The 19,912-nt window shown below is 65.5% G+C and carries 21 protein-coding genes and 1 pseudogene; 10 read left to right on the top strand and 12 right to left on the bottom strand.

All coding sequences use genetic code 11. The features are described from left to right. The first annotated feature begins 14 nt into the window (after positions 1-14). From EI982_RS02165 to EI982_RS02180, 4 genes are all read left to right on the top strand, one after another. Positions 15-752 carry a DUF7847 domain-containing protein gene (locus tag EI982_RS02165; RefSeq protein WP_157687929.1) on the top strand — a complete coding sequence of 246 codons (738 nt, stop codon included), beginning with the start codon at positions 15-17 and terminating at the stop codon, positions 750-752. A 231-nt stretch (positions 753-983) separates the two neighbouring features. Next, positions 984-1,184, top strand: a complete 201-nt coding sequence (locus EI982_RS02170) for a hypothetical protein (RefSeq protein ID WP_157687930.1) — start codon at positions 984-986, stop codon at positions 1,182-1,184. Positions 1,185-1,186: 2 nt separating this feature from the next. Continuing rightward, a complete protein-coding gene (locus tag EI982_RS02175; protein WP_157687931.1) occupies positions 1,187-1,510 on the top strand; it encodes a rhodanese-like domain-containing protein in 324 nt (107 codons plus the stop codon). 1 nt (position 1,511) lies between these two features. Beyond that, on the top strand, positions 1,512-1,937 hold the full coding sequence (locus tag EI982_RS02180; RefSeq protein WP_157687932.1) for a desampylase: 426 nt from the start codon (positions 1,512-1,514) through the stop codon (positions 1,935-1,937). 99 nt (positions 1,938-2,036) lie between these two features. Here EI982_RS02180 and EI982_RS02185 read toward each other — a convergent pair whose 3' ends face one another. Genes EI982_RS02185 through EI982_RS02195 form a run of 3 tightly spaced genes read right to left on the bottom strand, consistent with a single transcriptional unit; the run spans position 2,037 to position 3,900 of the window. After that, on the bottom strand, positions 2,037-2,696 hold the full coding sequence (locus tag EI982_RS02185; RefSeq protein WP_157687933.1) for a cytochrome c biogenesis protein CcdA: 660 nt from the start codon (positions 2,694-2,696) through the stop codon (positions 2,037-2,039). Next, positions 2,693-3,226 carry a TlpA family protein disulfide reductase gene (locus tag EI982_RS02190; RefSeq protein ID WP_157687934.1) on the bottom strand — a complete coding sequence of 178 codons (534 nt, stop codon included), beginning with the start codon at positions 3,224-3,226 and terminating at the stop codon, positions 2,693-2,695. Before EI982_RS02190 ends, EI982_RS02185 begins: the two co-directional genes overlap by 4 nt. Beyond that, entirely contained in the window at positions 3,223-3,900 is a 678-nt protein-coding gene (locus tag EI982_RS02195; RefSeq protein ID WP_157687935.1) for an SCO family protein, read from the bottom strand. Before EI982_RS02195 ends, EI982_RS02190 begins: the two co-directional genes overlap by 4 nt. Positions 3,901-4,083: 183 nt before the next feature. Here EI982_RS02195 and EI982_RS02200 point away from each other — a divergent pair, with 183 nt between their 5' ends. Genes EI982_RS02200 through EI982_RS02210 form a run of 3 tightly spaced genes read left to right on the top strand, consistent with a single transcriptional unit; the run spans position 4,084 to position 7,528 of the window. Then, positions 4,084-5,997, top strand: a complete 1,914-nt coding sequence (locus EI982_RS02200) for a right-handed parallel beta-helix repeat-containing protein (protein WP_157687936.1) — start codon at positions 4,084-4,086, stop codon at positions 5,995-5,997. Further along, entirely contained in the window at positions 5,994-6,713 is a 720-nt protein-coding gene (locus EI982_RS02205) for an ABC transporter ATP-binding protein (RefSeq protein ID WP_157687937.1), read from the top strand. Before EI982_RS02200 ends, EI982_RS02205 begins: the two co-directional genes overlap by 4 nt. Next, a complete protein-coding gene (locus EI982_RS02210) occupies positions 6,710-7,528 on the top strand; it encodes an ABC transporter permease subunit (protein WP_157687938.1) in 819 nt (272 codons plus the stop codon). The genes EI982_RS02205 and EI982_RS02210 overlap by 4 nt, the downstream gene beginning before the upstream one ends. On the opposite strand, the gene EI982_RS02215 is transcribed toward EI982_RS02210, so the two are convergent. The 3 genes from EI982_RS02215 to EI982_RS02225 form a co-directional block, all read right to left on the bottom strand. Beyond that, the gene (locus tag EI982_RS02215; protein WP_157687939.1) at positions 7,525-8,040 is read right to left on the bottom strand and encodes a winged helix-turn-helix transcriptional regulator; all 516 of its coding nucleotides are present in this window, start codon (positions 8,038-8,040) and stop codon (positions 7,525-7,527) included. The genes EI982_RS02210 and EI982_RS02215 overlap by 4 nt on opposite strands. Positions 8,041-8,104: 64 nt before the next feature. Next, positions 8,105-8,674 carry a nitrous oxide reductase accessory protein NosL gene (locus EI982_RS02220; RefSeq protein ID WP_199243695.1) on the bottom strand — a complete coding sequence of 190 codons (570 nt, stop codon included), beginning with the start codon at positions 8,672-8,674 and terminating at the stop codon, positions 8,105-8,107. A gap of 240 nt (positions 8,675-8,914) precedes the next feature. Further along, on the bottom strand, positions 8,915-9,319 hold the full coding sequence (locus EI982_RS02225; RefSeq protein ID WP_157687941.1) for a helix-turn-helix domain-containing protein: 405 nt from the start codon (positions 9,317-9,319) through the stop codon (positions 8,915-8,917). A gap of 715 nt (positions 9,320-10,034) precedes the next feature. On the opposite strand from EI982_RS02225, the gene EI982_RS02230 reads away from it, so the two are divergent. Further along, positions 10,035-10,406 (top strand): DoxX family protein, encoded by a 372-nt coding sequence (locus tag EI982_RS02230; protein ID WP_157691042.1) that lies wholly within the window; start codon positions 10,035-10,037, stop codon positions 10,404-10,406. Between the two features lie 58 nt (positions 10,407-10,464). Here the strand turns inward: EI982_RS02230 and EI982_RS18620 are convergent. The 3 genes and pseudogenes from EI982_RS18620 to EI982_RS02245 all read right to left on the bottom strand — a co-directional run bounded on the left by EI982_RS18620 (position 10,465) and on the right by EI982_RS02245 (position 14,028). Then, positions 10,465-10,709 (bottom strand): annotated as a pseudogene (locus EI982_RS18620) (DUF7861 family protein). A gap of 160 nt (positions 10,710-10,869) precedes the next feature. Beyond that, a complete protein-coding gene (locus tag EI982_RS02240) occupies positions 10,870-13,431 on the bottom strand; it encodes a PAS domain-containing protein (RefSeq protein ID WP_199243696.1) in 2,562 nt (853 codons plus the stop codon). Between the two features lie 174 nt (positions 13,432-13,605). After that, positions 13,606-14,028 carry a hypothetical protein gene (locus tag EI982_RS02245; RefSeq protein ID WP_157687943.1) on the bottom strand — a complete coding sequence of 141 codons (423 nt, stop codon included), beginning with the start codon at positions 14,026-14,028 and terminating at the stop codon, positions 13,606-13,608. Between the two features lie 482 nt (positions 14,029-14,510). On the opposite strand from EI982_RS02245, the gene EI982_RS02250 reads away from it, so the two are divergent. Next, positions 14,511-16,427, top strand: coding sequence for a sensor histidine kinase (locus EI982_RS02250; protein ID WP_157687944.1), 1,917 nt, complete (start codon positions 14,511-14,513; stop codon positions 16,425-16,427). A 147-nt stretch (positions 16,428-16,574) separates the two neighbouring features. Here the strand turns inward: EI982_RS02250 and EI982_RS02255 are convergent, their stop codons facing one another. Together EI982_RS02255 and EI982_RS02260 are read right to left on the bottom strand one after the other, a co-directional pair. Beyond that, complete coding sequence (locus EI982_RS02255) at positions 16,575-16,922, bottom strand: ArsR/SmtB family transcription factor (RefSeq protein ID WP_157687945.1); 348 nt, start codon at positions 16,920-16,922, stop codon at positions 16,575-16,577. A gap of 206 nt (positions 16,923-17,128) precedes the next feature. After that, positions 17,129-17,476, bottom strand: coding sequence for a winged helix-turn-helix domain-containing protein (locus tag EI982_RS02260; RefSeq protein WP_157687946.1), 348 nt, complete (start codon positions 17,474-17,476; stop codon positions 17,129-17,131). 151 nt (positions 17,477-17,627) lie between these two features. On the opposite strand from EI982_RS02260, the gene EI982_RS02265 reads away from it, so the two are divergent. After that, entirely contained in the window at positions 17,628-18,206 is a 579-nt protein-coding gene (locus EI982_RS02265) for a response regulator transcription factor (RefSeq protein WP_157687947.1), read from the top strand. 114 nt (positions 18,207-18,320) lie between these two features. Here the strand turns inward: EI982_RS02265 and EI982_RS02270 are convergent, their stop codons facing one another. Beyond that, a complete protein-coding gene (locus tag EI982_RS02270; RefSeq protein WP_157691043.1) occupies positions 18,321-19,868 on the bottom strand; it encodes a bacterio-opsin activator domain-containing protein in 1,548 nt (515 codons plus the stop codon). Positions 19,869-19,912: the final 44 nt, after the last annotated feature.

Genomic DNA, 19,912 nt, shown 5'->3' on the forward strand with positions numbered 1-19,912 from the left:
TCGAAGGGCGTCGTATGGCGCTCCGATTGGGTCAAGCGGTCGGGCGTGGTGCCCGACGCGCACTCTCGATCAGTGGTATCGTCGCGCTCGTACTGACGATCGGGTATCAGATCGTCTTCGTCGGATCGCTGAACACCCTCGTCGTGGACCAACTCCCGCCGAGCGTTCAGCCCGGTGACGTGACGATCGGATTCACGCTCCCGCTCTCGACCGACGTCGCGGCCGCGCTGGGGGTCCTGGCGCTGTTGCTCGGTGTCGGCGTGTTCCTCGTGACCGCGCGGTTGCTGTCGCGTGATCTCTCCGCGCTCGCCACGCTTCCCGGTGGGCTGTTCACCCGCCGCATCGCCCCCGCGTTCCTCTCCGCGCTCGTCGTCAGTGTGGTTCTCGCCGTGGCGATCCCGCTCGGGTTCGCGCTCCTGTTCGTCCCCGGTCTGTTTCTCACGGTGAGTCTCCAGTTCGCGCTGTTCGCCGTCGCCGTCGAGGATTCCGGCCCGATCGACGCGCTCCGTCGGAGTTGGGCGCTGGCGAGCGGTAACCGCTGGCGGTTGCTCGCCCTGGTCGTCCTGTTCGGCGTCCTCGGCGGCATCGGCGGTCTCGTCGGGTCACTGTTCTCCTTCGTCTCACCGTCGGTCGGACAGCTCGCGTCGCTCGCCGTCAATTCGGTACTCGTCGTCCTGATGTACGGAATCCTCGCGGACGCGTTCGTCCAGCTTCGTGGCGAACCGACGCCCTCGGCGAACGCGCTCGCCTGACCGCGGTTGACCCCCGACGGGCCACCGGCCGAGAACGATGCCGGACGGGGTCGAACGGGAACCGGTGTCCGAGATAGAGGAGAGGTCTGCGACGTTCGTAACGGGTATGCCCACAGGACGCGTTCGTGGGGGTATGCCAGGCGCAGCCGTACGGACGTCGTCGACCCGCCGGACCCACGCGGCGAGGGGACGGCTGGGGAGCGCTCCGAGTCGACTACCGGGGGGCGAAGCGTGACCGTCGCGGTCTGCCCGCGTCCGCGGGTCGGGTCGGGGGCGGCGATCGAGGGGCCGACCTCGGGCGACCTGCCGGTACGGGACGTCGATCGCGTCCCGAGCACGGAGACGGTCCCGACGGCCGTCGCCGACCTCGCGGACGGCACCGTTCGGAAGCGCGGGAACGGGCGCTATCGGATCGGCCGTCACACGCGATAACCATGGTCGAGGAAGTCACACCCGAGGAGCTTCACGACCGGTTGGAGTCGGGTGACAGCCCGCAGATCGTCGACATCCGCGGGCCCCGCGAGTTCGCGGCCGGCCACATTCCCGGCGCGATCAACGTGCCGATGGGCGAACTCCCGAGTCGGATCGACGAGATCGACTGGGCGGACGACGTCGTCGTGGCCTGTCCGATCGGCCAGTCGTCGATCCAGGCCGCACGACTCATCGGGAGCTACGAGGACGTCGACGACGCCGGCTCGGTTCGCAGCATGAAAGGTGGCTACGACGCCTGGGAGTACGAACTCGAACGTGACGGGTGACGTGACCGGGTCCGTCCTCCGGCTATCGCGGAGTGCCTACGACGACATCGTCCATCAGGGCTACGACGGCGGCGACGAGGAGGTCTGTGGCGTCCTCGCCGGCGAGCACGGCGACACCGAAAGCGTCGTTCGCGAGGTACACCGGGCGACGAACGTCGCCGACGAGCCACAGGTCCGGTACGCGATGGATCCCGAAGAGCAGTTCGAGATCATCGAGCGGGTGGAAGCGGACGGGATGGCGGTCGTCGGGTTCTATCACAGCCACCCCGCCGGCCCGGTCCAGCCGAGCCGGACGGACGTCGACCGCGCGACGTGGCCCGGCTACTCCTACGCCATCTGTGCGTTCGACGGCTACCCCTATCTGGGGTCGTGGCGGTGGACCGGCGAGACGTTCGAGCGGGAAACCGTCGCGCTGTTCGCCGACTAGTCGCGGTCGTCGGCGCCTCCGGCCGCAGCGCGACCACGAACGGGAACGGAACGTCCGCCTCCCGCGGCGTCGCATCCGTCGCCGTCGTCTCGACGCCGGTCATCCCACGCCGAGTTCGAACACTGCGAGGTATATCTGTCCGCTCCCCGCTAGGATCATCACACCGGCCGCGAACCGTCGCACCCGTCCCGAGTACCTGCCGGCGGAGCTCCAGAAGTCGATTCCGGCGCCGGCGAGCAGCGTCACCCCGACGAGCGGGAGCGCCACCCCGAGCGCGTACACCGCCAGGACGAGGACACTGGAGTGGACCGGCAGTGCCAGCGCCTGGGTCAGCACGCCGAACAGTAGTGGCACCACACAGCCCGCCGCGGCGACGGCGTACACGGCGCCGAACACGCCGAACCCGGTTACTGACGCCGGTCGTTCGGGAAGCGGGACGTGGAACGCCGGCCCTCGATTCAGGAGCGTCAGGATGCCGAACGCTATCAGCCCGACGCCGACGACCGGTTCGAGCATCGGGAGTGCGGTCTTCACCGGCCGGCCGACCGCTAGGACCAGCACGGTGAGGACGGCGAACGCACCGAGCGCACCCCCGGCAGCGGCGACGGCGGGGGCGACCATCCCCGTCTCCCCGTCGTTCTCGCTCAGATAGTACCCCACGTAGCCCGGCAGGAGCGGGAAGGCACAGGGGGCGAAAAACGTCGCGACGCCCGCGCTCGCGGCGAAGGCCAGCGCCGCAACGGCTCCCGGTTCGATCATTCCACCAGTCCGTCGAGGTGGTCTCGCAGCGTGTCCGCGCCGGCGAGCCCGCTGTGACCGAACCGGCGGGTTCCGTCCCCGTCGACGATGGCGATGTAGGGGAGTCCGCTCGCCCCGAACGCACTCAACAGTTCACTCCCCGGATCCAAACCGACGGTCCAGGCGCCGCCGTTGCGATTCCACCACTCGGCGATGTCCGCCCTCGTCAGCGTCTCGCTCGGACGTTCGTTCGTGACGGACACGAACGACACCTCGTCGTATTCGGGACGGATCGCGTTCAGTACCTCGAGTTGGTCGTCACACGGGGCACACCACGTGGCGAAGAGGTCGACGACGGTCACGGTTCCCGGTGTCGGCACGAGCGCCTCTCCCGCCGTCGACCCGTGTGCGTCTAGGGTCTCTACGCGGATCGGCAGTCGCCCTCCACTCCGGGACCGTCCCCCCGGGATACCGCGCTGTGAGACCCAGAGACTCCCGCCAGTGAGCCCGAGTCCTGCGGCCATCGCGGCGACCGTCTGCCGACGGTTCACGCGCCTCTCACCGCTTTCAGGTCGGCGATGATGGTCTCCTCGTCCGGCGATTTCGAGCGATACGCGCGCTCGACGAACCCGTCGGCGTTGACGAGCAGCGTCAGTGCCGCGTGAGTGAACATGTAGCTGTCCATGTCCTCGGGTTCGGTTCGCTGGAAGGCGACCCCGAACTCCTCCTGGACGACGGCCTTCGCTCGGTCCTTCGAGGCCGGCCGGAGAAAGTGCCAGTTCTCCTCGGCGGGGTCGACGTTCATCTCCTCGGCGTACGTTTGGAGGCGTTCTGCGGTGTCACGGGCGGGATCGAACGTCACCGGGAAGAACGAAACGGCGTCACCGTACCCGTTGTTCAGCGCGTGGGCTTGGACGTTCCGCTGTGTCGAGATGAGCACGGGACAGACGGTCCGGCAGTGACTGTAGAAGAACGTCAGGAGTGACGGGGTCTCGACGTCTCGGAGGCGAACTTCCCGGGATTCGATCGGGGCAGGGAGCGTCACGTCCGGAACCCGTTGGCCCCACGCGGGATACGGAACGTCGCCGCTCTCGAACTGCCGGTCGGGTTCCTCGAGGACGACATCGGGGTTCGAGTCGCCCAAGCCGACTGCCCCGAGACACCCGGCGAGTCCGCCGACTGCGCCCGCTGCGCCGGTCGACCGAAGAAACGTCCGTCGGTGCATATCCCACCGTTACGGGCACGACCGCTTGAGGCATCTGGTTCGGTCCTCGAAGACATCCCCGTGTCCCCGTCGACCCTTCCAGCCTCGGTGACGAGGGCGGCAGTGGGATGGCAGGGTATCGGGAGGCGGAACTAGAGGCCCACACCAGACGAGGTAAATACGGCCCCCGACTACGACGCAACGATGAGTGACGGGGCCACACGGAGATATCAGCTCGTGGCGGGAGCGTGTTCACTCCTGTTGATCACGACGGCGGTCGGTGCGTTCGCCGTCGATCTGGGATCGACGCGCCCCGATCCGGTGCCGTTCGCGGACACGGTGAAACTCGGCGTCACCGCCGAAACCGAACAGGCGTCGCAGCACCGTGGCGCTTCCATCCCACGCGTCGAGGTCTTCTACTCGCAGTATCGGTACGTGGTCGGGTACGCGGGCGTCGCAGGGGCGGTGTCGGCGCTCGACGAACCCGGGCGCGAACAGCAGTTCGGGTATCCACTCGCCGTCTACGCCTCCGACTACGCCGGGCGCTCGCCACGGTGTGAGAACGGCACGCTCACGTCCGCCACCAACCCCGACTGGGTGTCAGTGACCGACGCCCAGTTCGTCGTCGGGAGCCGCGCGAGTCTCGCCGGCGAGTCGGTCGTCGTCCCCTTCTCCGCGGCGGACGACGCGTCGGCCTTCGCCGACGACTGTGGCGGCCGGGTCGTCGACTGGGCGGAACTCCGCCGCGACCCGCCCGCGGTTCCCAGCGCCGCCGGCGTGGAATCGAGCCTCGACGACCGCCGGACGCGAGCGGACCGACGCGCAAGCGACGCCGAATCCCTCCTCGACCGCGAGACGTCGGTCGTGGTCGGCCGCGACGCACCGACCGTCCAGCAGGCGGTGACCGCCGCACCGCCGAACACGACCGTCGTCGTGCCGTCGGGGACCTACGCCGAACGCGTCACGGTCGACAAGCCGGTCACCCTCCGTGGCGAGAACGCGACGCTCGACGGCGGCGGTACCGGGACGGTGATCGAGGTTCGGGCGGACGACGTGGCGGTGACGGGACTCACGATACGCGGCGTCGGCAACGCGACGCGTGCCGAGAACGCGTCCGAGAGCGGCGACTGGGACGAATCGATCCAGCAGGGGTACGGCGGCGGCGACGCCGGGATCGCCGCCCACAACGTCTCCGGGCTCTACGTCCACGACGTGACGATGAACACCCCGGCTAACGGGGTGTTGCTCCGGCGGGCACCCGGTGCCGTCGTGGACGATCTGCGAGTGTACGGTACCGACGAGTGGCTCGACGGCTTCATGGGCGTCATCGCGATGAACGAGGCCGTCGTCGTGCAGAACTCGTACGTCGAGGGCGGGCGCGACGGCGTCTACCTCCACCGCGCCGAGGGCACCGTCGTGCGGAACAACACCTTCCTCGACCAGCGGTTCGGCGTCCACCTCATGTACACCTCCGAGACGCTGATCGCGGACAACGTCGCACGCGGACAGCGGGGCAGCGGCGTCGTCGTCATGACGCGCCCGACGGCGAACGCCATCGTCGGCAACGACGTCCGCCACGCCACGGGTGGCATCTTCGTCGGCGGGTCGGGGAGCTACGTCGCTCGCAACGTGGTCGTCGACACCGACCGCGGACTGGTGTCGTACGCCACCCAGACGGCCTACGAGCACAACGTCCTCTACGAGAATCGGGTCGGCTTCGCCGCCTCGTCGGTCGTCCCCTCGAACCGGGTCGTCGCCAACGACTTCGTCGGGAACGACCGCCACGCCACCGCCGGCCCCGGCCCGCTCCGGATCTACACCGAGGACGGCCGTGGCAACTACTGGGAGGGGGCCTACGACCTGTCCGGGGATCCCGGATCGCCGACCCTCGAGCGGGCCTACTCGCCGACGGACGACCTCGACCGCCGGTTCCACCGAACCGACGCGGCGGTGACGCTGAGCGCCGCGCCCACCGTCCGCGGCCTGCGGGCGTTCCGCGGGACGACCCCCGGCCTTCGCAGGGCCAGTATCATCGATCTCTCGCCGCTGGCACGTCCGTCGAATCCGGACCGCCTCGCGGCGGCGCGCAACGAGACGCGCGTGGAGGGTTCGGCGTGACGGAGACGTACCTGCGCGGGACGGACGTGAGCCGCACGTTCGGCGACGTTACCGCGCTCGCCGGCGTCTCTATCGAGGTTCCGGCGGGGAGCGTCGTGGCCCTGATCGGTCCGAACGGCTCGGGGAAGACCACGCTCCTGCGGATCCTGTCCGGCCTCCTCGCCCCGAGCGACGGCGAGGTGAGCTACGACGGGCCGGACGCGGCACGCCCGCTCGGCTACCTTCCACAGGAGCCGACCTTCCGTCCCGGCTTCACCACCCGCGAAACGATCGGGTTCTACGCGCGTCTGGTCGACGACGATCCGGACGAACTGCTCGACCGCGTCGGGCTCGATCGGGTGCCGGATCGCCGGGTCGAGGCCCTCTCAGGCGGCATGACGCGTCTGCTCGGCATCGCACAGGCGCTGGCCGGCGACCCGCCCGTCCTCGCGCTCGACGAACCGGCGAGCGGACTGGATCCCGGCATGAGCCAACGGGTGTTCGACATCCTCGACCGGCTGGCCGAGGACGGCCACTCGGTCGTCGTCACCTCCCACGACCTCCCGTTGGTCGAGCGCTCGGCGGATCGGATCGTCGTCCTCGACCGAGGTGAGGCCGTCGCGGCCGACACGCCGGCGGCGTTACGCGAGCGGACGGGTGGCCCACTCCACGAGACGTTCACGAGTCTCGTCCAGGCCGACGATAGCGTGGGGATCCACACGGGGGAGACGCGATGAGGGGACCGGGCGACGGGTTCTGGGCTGTCTTCGCCCGCGAGGTGCGTGGTGCCGTCCGGAGCCGAACGTATCTCCTCCTCACGCTCGCGCTGACGCTGGTCCTCTTCGCCCTCGCACGGGCCGGCAACGGGCCCGCTGCCGGCTACGTACCGACGACCGTCGACGTGTTGCTGGTCGTGGAGGTGCTCGTCCCTGCGGTGGCCTTCGCCGTCGGCTACCGCGCCATCACCGACGACGCCGTCCGTGGGACGCTCGACGTCCTCGCCACCTACCCGCTCCCACCGTGGGCGTACGTGATCGGTGTCTACGCCGGGCGCGCGGTCGTGTTGCTAACGGTCGTCCTCGTCCCCCTCGCCCTCCTCGGTGTCGCCGTGGCGCTGTCGGCCGGTCCAGCGACGACGGTGTTCGCCACACACCGGGGCATCGACTCGCCGCTCCTGTTCGTCCGGTTCATAGCCCTCACGGCGGCGTTCACGCTCACGACGCTCGCCATCGCCGTCGCCGTCTCGGCGCTTGCGGACTCCCGGCGGCGAGCGATACTGCTCTCGCTCGTCGGCTTGCTGGTCGTGGTCGTCGGTGCCGACGTGACCGTCCTGCAGGCGATGACCGGCGGGGTCGGCGTGGGGCTGGACATCTTGCTCGGGCTATCGCCCGCGAGCGCGTACCGGGGGTTGGTGTTCGAGACGGTGCTGTACGTCGCGTTCTCGGGACGAACCGGCTTCGTGTCGATACCCGTCGCGGCTGCCGGCCTCGTCGCGTGGACCGGCGCCTCGCTGCTGGTCGCGACACTCGCAGTCCGTTCCCGTCGGGCCTAGGCACTGGGGTGACCACCGTCGACCAGCCGCATGAAGCGGTCGACGAGTGTGTCCGCGAGCGACGGCGCGACCGCCTCCAACAACCGAACCGTCTCCTCGGGCCGAGCGAGCGTCACCTCGACCTGCCCGCGCTCGCCGTACCATCGGTCGATGATGCCGGCGTCCACTAGCGTGTCGATGTGCCAAGAGACGGTGCTGCGGGCGAGATCCAGCCGTTCGGCGATCGCGGTCGCCGAGAGTGTTCCCTCGTCGAGGAGGAGCGTGATGATCTCGCGTGCCGTCTCGCGCCGATAGAGCGCGAGGACCCGTCGCTCCCAAGCGTCGTACTCCGGTTCGAAGTAGTGGGTCCGACCCCGGATCCGCTCGGCCACGACCTCGTCCCGCCGGATGAGCCGCCGGAGGTGGTACTGCGCCTGACCGGTCGCGATGTCGAGGGTTCGGGCGAGTTTGTTGAAGTGGACTCCGGGGTTCGTCCGAACGTGCTCGCGCACTTGGCGGCGGACGTCGCTCATACGAGTGGTAATGTTTTACGTCTACAATATCGTCTCGGCACTTCCCAGACTCTGGGAACGACGATCACTGCTGGGCGACGAGTTCGCTGGAGATGTCCTCGGCAGCGATGATTTCGCCGCCGTACGTCGACACGAACTCTTCGGCTGCGCTGGTGGTGCCGAAGGGCACGATGGCCGGGCCCATCGCACCCTCGATTCCCGATCCGATCACCACCTCGAGCGCTTCCGTCACGGCGAAGTTCTCGGCGGCCAAATGTGCCGAGATGACCCGTGCACCGCCTTCCTCCCGAACGGAGTAGTCGACGGTGGCGTAGTCGGTGAGATACGTCACCTGTGGCGTCCAGCCCCGGTTGCCCGTCGCGAACCGGTGACGGTAGGCACACACCGTGCTACAGAACCGAGCCGGTGGGTCGTGACCCTCGGGGCTGTTGTCCTGGTAGTAGGTCTGACCGGACGGGCCCGGCTGCTGAGTGATAACCATCCCACACTGGTCACAGCTCATCCGCTCGGTCAGCGCGACCGGTTCCGGACGATCCGACGAGCCCAGACAGCCCGCGAGGCCGGTGGCGGCTATCGTCACCGTGCCCAGCACGAACTGCCGTCGGGACGAATCGGTTGGCGTGGGTCCGCTCACGTTTCGTGATAGGTGACACGTTGGTTTAGCTATCTTGGTGTAGACGTCGAAAGACCTCGCTCGAGGCACGCGAAAGATGGATGCAGTGCCGGTTGCAATCGACGGTAGGGACACATCAGCGCCGATCGAGCAGTGTTTACTATGGACACGGTCGGCCACGTCGGACATCCGTCGCGACTCCGTCCCACGAAAGCTCACCACACCGCCGGGAGTAGTGGAGCCAACGTGGAGAGGAGGGCGTTAGCCTTCGACGGCCGTGGTCGCAGTTTCTGACCCCTCGTATTTGTTCTCGAACTCCTGGATGAGTTGGCCCATCTTCGCGTACCAGTCGTTGAGCATCCGCTGCATGTCGTCTGCGATCTGCGACGGATCCGTCGGCGAGTAGACGTGGTAGTACCCACCCTGATCGTAGTTGATCTGGTCCTTTTCGATGAAGCCCGTCTGGAGTAGCCGCTGTACGGCTCGGTACGCGGTTGATCGCTCCCGCTCGACGGCATCGGCCATCTCGTCGACGGTCAGTGGTTCTTCAGCCTCGACGAGCACCCGGAAGCACTCCCTGTCGAGCTCTTTGAGCCCGTGAAAGCACTCCAGGAGGCCCTCACACTCCATATCGCGACGGAGCTGCTCAGACATCGAATCCGGCATTGTAATCGTCTACAGTATGCGCTGAGATATTAAAAGATTTTTGCACGAATCGCACAATCTCGTGATGCAGCCAACCGTCTCAACACGGGGAGGACGGGTGAAGGTCCGCTGGCGCCCCGTCACGCAGGGGTGAGGAGGGCACCGGGTAGCGAATCGCGAGCGCGACGACTGCAGCGCCGATCACGAGCCCTAGACCGGCCCGCTCGGGGGCCGACACCCACTGCGATGGCACCCGATGGCGTCGACCAACGTCGAGACGATGCTCAGCCGGTTCACCGAGTTTGTGGCAACTGTTGTCGTAGATCACGCGTCGTTCTCCAATCAGATACACCCTTCACCTGTCTGTGCAGGCCGGCCGCGAACGTGAAAGACCCATACGGTATCGGCGACCGACGCCGACGGCACCGTCTCCTATCGCCGCGACGGGACGACGTGGACGCCGGACCGACTCCGTGATGGGCCGCTGACCGGGTCCGCGACGGAGGGACCGCTGGCTCCGGTCCCGGACTCGCGCGCCGGGCGGTAAGCATCCCGTATCGGCCCGATCGGACCGCACGCGCAACTTTGGATGAGTGACCACCGTCTCCCCGATGGGGTGCGTGACGGGAGCCCCGAGGTGAGCCGCGCCGATGAAGAAGCTACTTCACCGCCCGAGCGCTATCCCCGACCGGTGATCGGGATTCTACAGCGGGTCAAACGCCCGCTCCTCTATCTGATGGGGCCGATGTACGTCGCCGCGGGAGCGTTACATTTCGTGGTGCCGGAGCTGTACGTCCAGATCGTTCCCCCGGTATTTCCCGCACGGCTCGCTCTCGTGTATCTTTCCGGCCTTGCCGAGGTCGGTGTCGGGATCGGGGTACTGCTTCCCCGGACGCGACGGTACGCGGCGTGGACGGCAGTCGCGTTACTCGTCGCCATCTTTCCGGCGAACGTCTACATGGCGACCCACGGTGTCGTGGTCGAAGGGATGCCGGGGGGTGGCGACCCGTCCGGTTTCGTGCGCTGGGGCCGGCTCCCTCTGCAAGGCGTGTTGATCCTCTGGGCGCTCTGGTATACGCGACCCGCAGACGGACCGGACTCAGGCTGAGCACACGGGGCACGGCGATCGGAAACCGTGTATCAATCTGGTGGCCTACTGACCCCGCTCACCCACCACGCTCCCGATACCAGATCCGTTCGCCGACGGCCGACTCTCCCTCGCCGATATCCATCCGTGAGAGAACGAGCTCACGGATCGCGGCCGTGACAACGAGTTCGGTCCCGCCCCCCCCTCGGTTTCGACGGTCACGATGCAGTGACCGTCGCGGTCCGTGATCGACTCGACAGTCCCCGTCGACCACCGACCGGGGTCGTGGGCCGGTCGGCGCGCGTGAATTCGGTCGTGATCCATCCCACTACTTCACGCCACGTTGTCTTGAGGGCGGCGTTCCTTCGGTCGAGAACACGCCTCAAGGAACAGCTCTCCCGGTGTCGTCGACGCCCGGCAGGAGTAGCGCGTTAAATACGGAGACCGAAATCGGGACGACGTTCGGGGTTGCCCACGCGGGGGGTCACTCCCGACCGCCGTCGGTCGGGGAACCCACCCTCGAACGCTCCCGCCCACCTTCCGTGGGCCACACCGGGAGTAAGACGTCGATCGTCGTCCCCTCCTCGTCGACCTCGGCCGCCACCATTCCGCCACAGTACGTCACGATCCACGTGACCATCCAGAGGCCGAGCCCACTACTGTGGTTGAGTTGCGTTTCCTCCCCCTCCGTCAGTATGTGCTGTTCCTGAGCGGATAGCCCGGGGCCGTTATCGCTCACCGAGAACCGAACCTCGCTGTCGTCGCTGAGTGTTACAGCGACGTGTACCGTCGGGTCGGAACTCGTGTTGTGTTTGACGGCATTCGTTATCAGTTCGTCCACGATCGTCAGAATCTCGGGGGTGATCTCGTAGCAGTCGAGATTCTCGGCGACGTCGAGCGTCGTGGTCGCCTCGGTGTCGGACAGCGTTCTTCGGACCGACTTCGTGGCCGACGCCAGCGGCATACACTCCCCCGTCGCGTCGAGGCGATCGAAGATCTGCTCGATTTCGTGCGCTTTCTCCGAGCGAGTCATGATCTCCTCGGTCACGCGCTGGACCTCTTGGACGACTTGACGGGCCTGTGTGTCCCGTTCGCTGGCATCACTCGAGGACTTGTAGAGGTCCTCGAGTCGCGCCATCTGGAGGGAAATCACGTTCAGTTTGTTCCGGAGGTTGTGTCTGAGTAGCCGGTTCAAGACCGACAGGCGCTGTTTTCTGACGATATCCTCCGTCAGTTCCACCTGGATGGCGACGAACGCGATCGGTTCTCCGGTCTCGTCGGTGACCGGTGCGGCCGTCTGGTGGGCGAGGTACCGGTCCCCGCTTTTCGTCTTGTTGATGATCTCGTCCGAGAACACCTCGCCACCGAGAACGGTCTCCCAGAGTCGCTCGTAGTACTCCTCGTCCATCTCGCCGGATTTGAGGATACGCGGTGTCTTCCCGATCGCTTCGTCGGCCGTATACCCCGTGATCTCTTCGAAGGCCGGGTTGACGTGGCGGATTACGCCGTCGATGTCGGTGATGAAAATCGCGTATCCGGCGTGTTCGACTGCTTTCTGGTACTCCTTCGCTTCTTGATGGGCCGTGATGGCCGCCACCGTGTTCGGAACCGCCTCGGAGATGTCTCGGAACAACTCGATCTCGGCTTCGCTGACCCCGTCCAGTGCCGTCGTGTAGACCCCGAGTACGTACTCCCTGCCGGTGGGAAAGTGCAACGGGACCGCCAGACACGCCGTGATACCTCGGTCGGCAGCCGCGGCTTCCCACCCCTCATCGCTGTTCGGATCGACGTCGGCGACGTGTATGTCACCGGTGTCGGCCGCCCTGCCCACCGGGTCGGGGCTGTCGATGTCGCTGCGCTGGCGGTGGACGTACCCGTCGGGTTGGCCAGCGACGTAGCCGGTCTCGTCGTCCGTCGGGGCGCACAGCCAGACCATCCGGTACGCGTCGATGGTCGACAGCTTCTCCGGGACGAGCGTGGTGAACTCGTCCGGATCCCCGTTCTGGATGAGTACTTTGTTGAGCTCACGAAACAACCGGGCGACGTCTTCCAGGTGAACGATCTGGCTCACGTCGGTGAGCGTGATGGCTTCCGAGGCAGTCTCGGCCTCGATGTCCTCCCGGTGGCATTCGAACTTGGCACTCTGGTCGCTCACCGACCGTGAAAGGATGGTCGTTTCGCCGCTATCCAGGCTCGCCAGTTCCGCGTCGACGTCGTCGAGTGACTGGCCTTGGACGGGCCCGTTTTCGAGAACGGAGGCCGCGCTGTCGTTGTAGTTGACGACGGTCCCTTGATCGTCCAAGATGAGTACGCCCTCCGAGATACTCTCGGCGATGGACGACTGGTCGGGATTACTGAGGCGAGTGAACTCGCCGCGTGCGTACCAGAACACGCCGAGTGCGAAGATAGCGATGCCGATCGGCTCGTAGTTCAACAGGAGCACCGGCCCTTCGTGGTAGTAGGCTGCGATGTACGGAACGAGCGGCAGTGCAGTCACCGAGACGAGCAGATACAGCGCGGTCGGACGGGTATCGGCGTCGGCGAACGAATCGAAGAGAAACCAGAACCCCAGTCCGGAGACGGTGTACGAGAACCCAGTCACCAACCAGTGAGGCGCGAAGTGCGTGACGCGGGCGTGGTGGAACGGTTCCGTGACGATTCGCATCTGCATGTAGGCTCCGTGGATCGGGTTGGTAACCTTTATCAGGACGATCGAGGAGAACACGGCGACGGCGACGAGCCGCAGGGATCGTGATCGGTGGTATTGGCGGCCGCTGTAGGCCGAGGCGAAGTAGAGCCACGCGAAGACGGTCCCGATGCCGGCGATCAATCCAAACAGATACACGACACGCTTGCTCGACAGCGTCGGCAACAGCAGTCGTATCGCCATCAGGAGGGCCCAGACCCCGTTCAACAGAAACAACCCGGCAAGCCCACGCCGGATGTCGGCGTGAGACAGCGTCCGAACGCCGAGCAGCGCGCCGAGACAGACGAGGCCAGCGAGACTGAACACCACCACGTAGAGTCCCTGCAACGTCCCGAACATGCTCAGTACCATTTCTTTCTACGGTGTGTCCCTTTTGCCGGATTCCCTATCGGCGTGCGGCAGGAAAACCGTGACACAGCGGTCACGTCCACAACCGACTGTAAAAGAGCGTCACTAAAGTGGTGCTAGCGTGTTCTCACGAGGTGGGAACCCGTACCGTGTCGTCCCGTCGGCTTACGGAACCGTAAACAGGCCCGGGGGCAAGCACCGAGGCACTCGGCCGACGACCGCTTCGGAGGCATCACTGGCGAGGGCGATGGCACTGATCACTACCGGCAAGACGATACCGGACAGGGATACGAGCCGCCCCCGTGTTCCCACGGCTCCGCGGCCGGCATAGCTGAGTGCGTAGACGATCCAAGCCACGGGCAGCAACGACACGGTGCCGAGTCGCGCTACGTCGAAGAACGGCTCGAGGAAACCAACGGTCGCTACCTCTATCGCCGTGGCCTCAAGCGAGAGGACGGCCCGGAGAGTCAGCGTGGTGACCAGCAACAGAAACGGGTCCGCGTTGGGCTGCGCTCCGGATCGGTAGGCCCTCCAAGACGTCCATGACAACAGGACGGATGCCGGAGCAGTGCGCACCAGCGTCAGCACGGGAACCACCGTTCGACGCCTCGGCCTACGAGTTGGCCGTTGTCGCGGTTGGATACGGTGGTTGCTGCTCGGTTCGATTTCCGACGTCAGCGGGCCGATACACGGGGCAACGCACGAGTAGCGACGAACGTGTTTGGAGGGCCGGGGACGCCGATCACCCGCTGGGGGACTGGGCGGGCGTGGGGACCGTGGCTCCCGAAACTAATAGATGGAACCCCTCCGTATCACTCCCGGAAACTCCATCTCGAAACGGTCCGTCTCGCCCAGAGGTGTCCGATGGGGGTGGACGCCGTCACGGAACTGGATCCAGCCACCGGCGGGGCGAACGCGTGGATGGACCGAGTTCAGTACCCCTTCGGAGTGGCTCACCGATGGGACGGTGGGCGGTCCGGACGAAGGCAGAGGTACTCCCGGATTCCAGCGAGTACGCCTCGGCAAACAGGCGTGTTTCTTATTAGCGTGCTCGAAGAAATTGGCCTCGAATGGACAGCAAGGAACTTCTGCCGGCGGGCATCCGCTCACGATACGCGGTGAAGCTCTTTGCTGTCTCGTTGCTCATTACTGCCGTGATCGTCGCTGGCGGGTCGGCGATCGCAGGACAAGTGTCCGATCGGGTCACGGAAGAACAGTTAGACTCCGTGGAAGCCAACGCGGAACTCGAGGCGGAGAGTCTCGCCCGGTGGTTCGAGGGCGAACAGGAGTCGATTCGGCTCCTGTCCTCACATCGAGGCATCGATCCGTCGAACCGGACACGAACCGAAACCACCCTCGACAGGGAACTCAACCGAACGTCGGACGAACTCGTTAGCCTCCACGTCGTCGAGCGGCCGACGGAGCAGCCGTCGAACGGCACGACGGAGCGGATCGTCGCGAGCAGTGACGGGCTAGCCGGCGAGCCGCTGGCTGCGACCGCGATCGACTGGGGGCAAACTGCCTCCGGCGAGGAGGTTGCGTTCCGGTTCGATAGCCCGACGGAGACGCTCGTCTCGTGGGTCTACCTGGACCAGGGTAACATGTCCGTGGCGATCGCCTCACCGACGCGTGATGGCGATCACGTGTTGATCGGCGAGTACCATCCCAGCACTCGGGTCGCGGCGGCGGCCGACGCGACCAACGACACGAGTACCGTCGTTCTCGGCGGCGTGAGTGGGTACGTCATGTTCGAGAAGAACAGTCCAAACGAGTTTCATCCGTACAAGGGCGAGGCCACCGTTACCGAGGTCGAATCCCGGATCGAGGAGCGACCGAACCAGTTCGCGCCGATCAGCGGTGCCGAACTGGACGACACGGAGGTGCGGGGATACCACAGCGTCCCGAGCGACGGTGTCAACTGGGTCGTCGTCAAGGAAGTTCCCACATCGACGGCACTCGCCGTGACCGACCAGGTCCAGACCGACTTGACGGTGCTGATCGGACTCACCGCTGTCGGCTTCTTGTTGATCAGCGGGATGATTCACTTCGGTCCGATCAGTTCGATCAGGCGGCTGTCGCGTCAGGCGGAAGCGATTGCCGAAGGTGACCTGACGGCGGAGATTCCGGACGGCAACCGGATCGACGAGGTCGGACAGCTGAGAACCAGCCTCCACAGAACGAAGGCGTATATCGAAACGATCACCGAACAGGCGGAAAAGATCGCCCGTCGAGAGTTCGACGATACGGCTCTCGACGAAGAGATCCCGGGGCCCGTCGGAACGGCGATGGCGGATATGCGTGACGACCTGGAGCGGTTCGTCGAGGAACGCGAGCAGCGCGAACAACGCCTGGAGGTGTTCAACCGACTGCTCAGACACAACCTCAGGAATCGGCTCGACGTTATCAGAAGCCACGCGGAGCAGCTGGCCGACCGAACGGAGGGCGACGACGCCGAGGCCGTCTTGGCAGCGACGGATCGGCTGGCGTCGATCGGCACTCGCGCCCGACGGATCGACCGTCTGATGGCTCGCGACCCCGATCCGGCGACGGTCGATATCACCGTTGTGGTTTCCGAGCTGCTCTCCCGGACCGCATCCGACGACGTCACTGTCAACACGGAGTTTCCGCCGACGGCGACGCTCCGAACCGACGCCGAGATACTGCGAACGGCACTCACGAGTCCGTTGGAAAATGCCGTCGGATACGCGGAGTCGAGTGTCACTGTCTCGATAACGTCGACAGCCGACGGGTACAGAATCGCTATCAGCGACGACGGCCCCGGTATTCCAGTGGCCGAACTCGAATCGCTGGCGGCCGGAACCGAGAGTTCCCTCCAACACGGGCGTGGACTCGGACTCTGGCAACTCAAGTGGGGTATCGATGCGCTAGACGGTGATCTCTCGTTCGAAACCGAGGACGGCACGACAGTCGAAATAACGCTCGCCGATCTCACGGAGCGAACCGAGAACGGGAACCGGGCGAGATAGCGCCACTCGCTCGACCCTTCGTTGGCCGACGCCTCGTCGATCGGCCGCTCATACGGATTATTGTAACTGGTTACCGGTGGTTCGCCGAGACGGTCCGGCGAACCACCGGTAATGACTTACGATAAACAGTATCAGTCGTCGGCGTCACTACGATTGCTCGGCGGCCTCGAACGTTACCACGAGTTTCTCGGCGGTAAGCGCATAGACGGTCATCTCTCTGCCCTTGACCGAGTACCACGTATCGATCGGCTTGACGAGGTCGTTTTCCTCGAGGCGTCGCAGATGGTGGTGGACGTTCTGTATCGACGTATCGACACTCTCCGCGATCTCGGAGGTCGTCTTCGGTTCGCCCTCCAGCGCCCCCAAAATCGCTTGTGCCGTCCCCGACGACAGCGCTTGGAGGGCATCGACCTGCGAATCACTGGAGACGGTGAAGTCCGCTCGATCGTGAGGACTGTACTCGACGTGACTCTGGTGTGGGAAAGCACTCGTCATCGTCCCTATCCGTGTTCTCGTACCGAATCTCTCTGTAACCGAGGGCTATCAATACGGACTCGACCGATAGAGGCATTCTAGGTATATGCACTCCACCTCGTCGACCGCGGGTCCTATCGGGGTGGTTTTTCAGTTTCTTCGGTGGATCCACGGTCCCGGGCCGGCGGCCGGTCGTGGTGTTTCGACTCGATCGGTGACCCACGGCGTCAGTCTCCGACGTCGACCGTGGCTCCGATTCCATCGCCGAGGGAGAGAGAGACCGACGTAGCCACGGGCTCGAACCGTTCCTTGTGATGGCCGTCGTCACAGATCATCATCTCAGTGCGAACGAGGCCCGCATCACGAAGGTCGTTGAGGCGGCGGTATGCCGTTGCCCGCGAGACGTCCGCTGCCTCGGCGACGGCACGGCCGCTTCGTGGCTGCTCCGTGATCGTCTCGTACACACGGCGCGTGTATTCGTCCCCGAAGAGTTCGAACAGTTCGGTCGCCGAGAGATCGACATCTGCCGTCCAATCGGAGTGTCGTTTCGACTTCTGGGTCGGGTTGACGGACATACTCCTAGGAGCACGCCGTTCGTACTGGATATCGTGGGCAAGCATGCAGACCGCACGGCACTCGGGACTCTAGGAGTGCAGATGGCGTGTCTCGGAGAAGATGACCAGTTATGTGGCTGCAGCCTCGACACCACGTACGCAATCGAAACAGATGTCCGGAAACGAAAGTGCGGCGGACGTGCATACGCTCGTCGTCGACGACGAACAGGAGGTTGCAGACGCGTATGCGCTACGGCTGCGAGGCTACTGTGACGTCGAGACCGTGTACAGCGGGGAGGCCGCGCTGTCGGCAGTCGCGGATACGCCGGTCGATATCGTCCTTCTGGATCGCCACATGCCGGGGATGTCGGGTGACGACGTGCTGTCGGAACTGGTTGCGCGTGGGTACGACGGACGGGTGGTCATGGTAACCGCGGTCGATCCCGGAATCGAAGTACTCGATATGCCGTTCGACGATTATCTCTGCAAGCCGGTCGACCGCGAGGACGTTCGCGCGGTTATCGATCAACAGCGACGGATCCTCGCGTACGAAACGCTCGGGGCGTATTTCAGTGCCGAGGCCAAGCGAGCGGTGCTCGAAGCCGAACTGGACTCCGAGACGCACCGCGAGCACGAACGGTTCGTCGCGGTGGCGGAGCAGGCGGAGCGACTCGAAACCCGAGCCAGACGACTGTTGACCGACGACGAGATCCTCGCTCAGTTCGACGAAATCGATCGCGGGGAGATGTGACGGCCGGTGGCGTGACGGACGGCCGGTGCTTTCGACGAGGTGCGGATTCGACGCCCGACCCGGAAAACCGTGGTACCTGTTCGGAGGGGCGCTGTGCGGTGAGTGTCGGCACCGTCATCCGCTCTCGGATGTCCGCCCCTGTCCGTCGAGATAGGCATCCAGAAGCTTCCGCTGGGCGGCACGCAGGTGATGGAGCAACGTCGACCCGGTGATATCCAGTGAGGCAGCGACTTCTTCGGCCGTGCTTCCACGAGGTGACTCGAAGTAGTCGGCGAAATATGCGGTTTGCAGGACGACCCGTTGTCGCTGTGTCAGCCGGTCGTCCAGTTCGTCGCGGAACTCACGGGCGGTCGTCACGGAGCGTTTCCGCTCCGTCTTCGAGACGAACTCCGCGTCGTACTCCCGACCCACCGTATCCACGATACGGCGGACGTCACCGTCCGGGGGAAGGTCCACGACGAGACGTCCCGCTCCATCGTCGAAGCTGGCACGCCGAACGGTACCTCCGAGCGAGGAGATGGCCAGCAACGGCGTCGAGCCGCGGATGGTGAGTTCGACGGTCCCACCGGACTCGGATTCGTCGATAACTCGTGTCCGATCGATCGGTTCCATCCTCTCGGTCTCCCGGTCGATACGCCCGATTCCGTCGCCTTCGACCGAGACGAAACAGAGCAACGCGTCGTCGGCCTGTGGAACCATCCCTTCGAGCTTCAGCGTCGAGTCGAGCGTCCGACTCAGTCGCGCCAGCAGCGAGCCGTCACCGAGTTCGAAGGTGATCTCTGCGACGCTGTCCGAAAGCAGCAGATTCCGATTCCGAACGGCAGTGATTGCGAACCCAGCGACCTCCCCCAGCGTCTCGAAGCTAGCCCGCTCCCGTTCGGAGAACGCCTCGGTGCCACTCGCATAGACGCCGACGACTCCGTGGACGTTCGGCCCGTATACGACCGGAATGTGCAGTGCCGACTGGACGCCGTCGGCAAAGCCGGCCCTCCGGACCGATTTAGGAACCGCGGCACTGTCGGTGAGTGGCTGGACAGCCTGCAGTTGACCGCTCCTGACTGCGCGCTCTTCGGGCGTCGTCACCGTCTCATCGCCGACCGCGTCACGAACGGCGCCGAAGATATCGCCGGTCTCACCCGCAACGGCGCGGACGGCGAGGTCGTCGCCTCCCACGTCGCGTTCTCCAACCCAAGCGAACTCGTAGAGGTCGGTCTCACCGAGCCCTCGACAGATCGTTTCGGCGATTTCCTCACGAGAGGTCGCGTTGACGAGTGCCGCGAGGATATCCGAACGCACGTCGTCGATGAGCTCCGTCCGTTTGCGCTCCTGTCGTAGCCGTTCGAGAGACCGCCTCTCGCGCCGCCTCTCGGTCACGTCTCGGAGATAGACCGCCCCTCCCTCATCGAGCGCAACGATGGAGACGGCGAACCACCTGTCGGGCCCTGGATAATACTCCTCGAATTCCATCTCAGTGACCGACTCACCCTCGAACGCGGTCACGAGGGTGCCGTCGACGGACCGGGGAAACACCTCGGCGAGCGTGGCTCCAGCCGGATCAGCGGCGTCGATCAGTGTCCGGGCGCGCTCGTTGCTGTCCAAGACGGTCCCATCGGTCGAGGCCTCGAGGACGCCGACCGGCGCCCGTTCCAGCCGATCATCCATGGCTCGAACCACCGCGTTCGTCCCTTCGTTCCCCACCAGTCCTC

Source organism: Haloplanus salinarum, from assembly GCF_009762275.1.
Classification (GTDB): Archaea; Halobacteriota; Halobacteria; order Halobacteriales; family Haloferacaceae; genus Haloplanus; species Haloplanus salinarum.

Coding starts and splice junctions, on each gene's coding strand:
- EI982_RS02165 (WP_157687929.1), top strand. CDS start 15: ATGGCGCTCCGATTGGGTCAAGCGGTCGGGCGTGGTGCCCGACGCGCA.
- EI982_RS02175 (WP_157687931.1), top strand. CDS start 1,187: ATGGTCGAGGAAGTCACACCCGAGGAGCTTCACGACCGGTTGGAGTCG.
- EI982_RS02185 (WP_157687933.1), bottom strand. CDS start 2,696: ATGATCGAACCGGGAGCCGTTGCGGCGCTGGCCTTCGCCGCGAGCGCG.
- EI982_RS02195 (WP_157687935.1), bottom strand. CDS start 3,900: ATGCACCGACGGACGTTTCTTCGGTCGACCGGCGCAGCGGGCGCAGTC.
- EI982_RS02200 (WP_157687936.1), top strand. CDS start 4,084: ATGAGTGACGGGGCCACACGGAGATATCAGCTCGTGGCGGGAGCGTGT.
- EI982_RS02210 (WP_157687938.1), top strand. CDS start 6,710: ATGAGGGGACCGGGCGACGGGTTCTGGGCTGTCTTCGCCCGCGAGGTG.
- EI982_RS02215 (WP_157687939.1), bottom strand. CDS start 8,040: ATGAGCGACGTCCGCCGCCAAGTGCGCGAGCACGTTCGGACGAACCCC.
- EI982_RS02225 (WP_157687941.1), bottom strand. CDS start 9,319: ATGCCGGATTCGATGTCTGAGCAGCTCCGTCGCGATATGGAGTGTGAG.
- EI982_RS02230 (WP_157691042.1), top strand. CDS start 10,035: ATGGGGCCGATGTACGTCGCCGCGGGAGCGTTACATTTCGTGGTGCCG.
- EI982_RS02240 (WP_199243696.1), bottom strand. CDS start 13,431: ATGTTCGGGACGTTGCAGGGACTCTACGTGGTGGTGTTCAGTCTCGCT.
- EI982_RS02250 (WP_157687944.1), top strand. CDS start 14,511: ATGGACAGCAAGGAACTTCTGCCGGCGGGCATCCGCTCACGATACGCG.
- EI982_RS02255 (WP_157687945.1), bottom strand. CDS start 16,922: ATGACGAGTGCTTTCCCACACCAGAGTCACGTCGAGTACAGTCCTCAC.
- EI982_RS02260 (WP_157687946.1), bottom strand. CDS start 17,476: ATGTCCGTCAACCCGACCCAGAAGTCGAAACGACACTCCGATTGGACG.
- EI982_RS02265 (WP_157687947.1), top strand. CDS start 17,628: ATGTCCGGAAACGAAAGTGCGGCGGACGTGCATACGCTCGTCGTCGAC.
- EI982_RS02270 (WP_157691043.1), bottom strand. CDS start 19,868: ATGGATGATCGGCTGGAACGGGCGCCGGTCGGCGTCCTCGAGGCCTCG.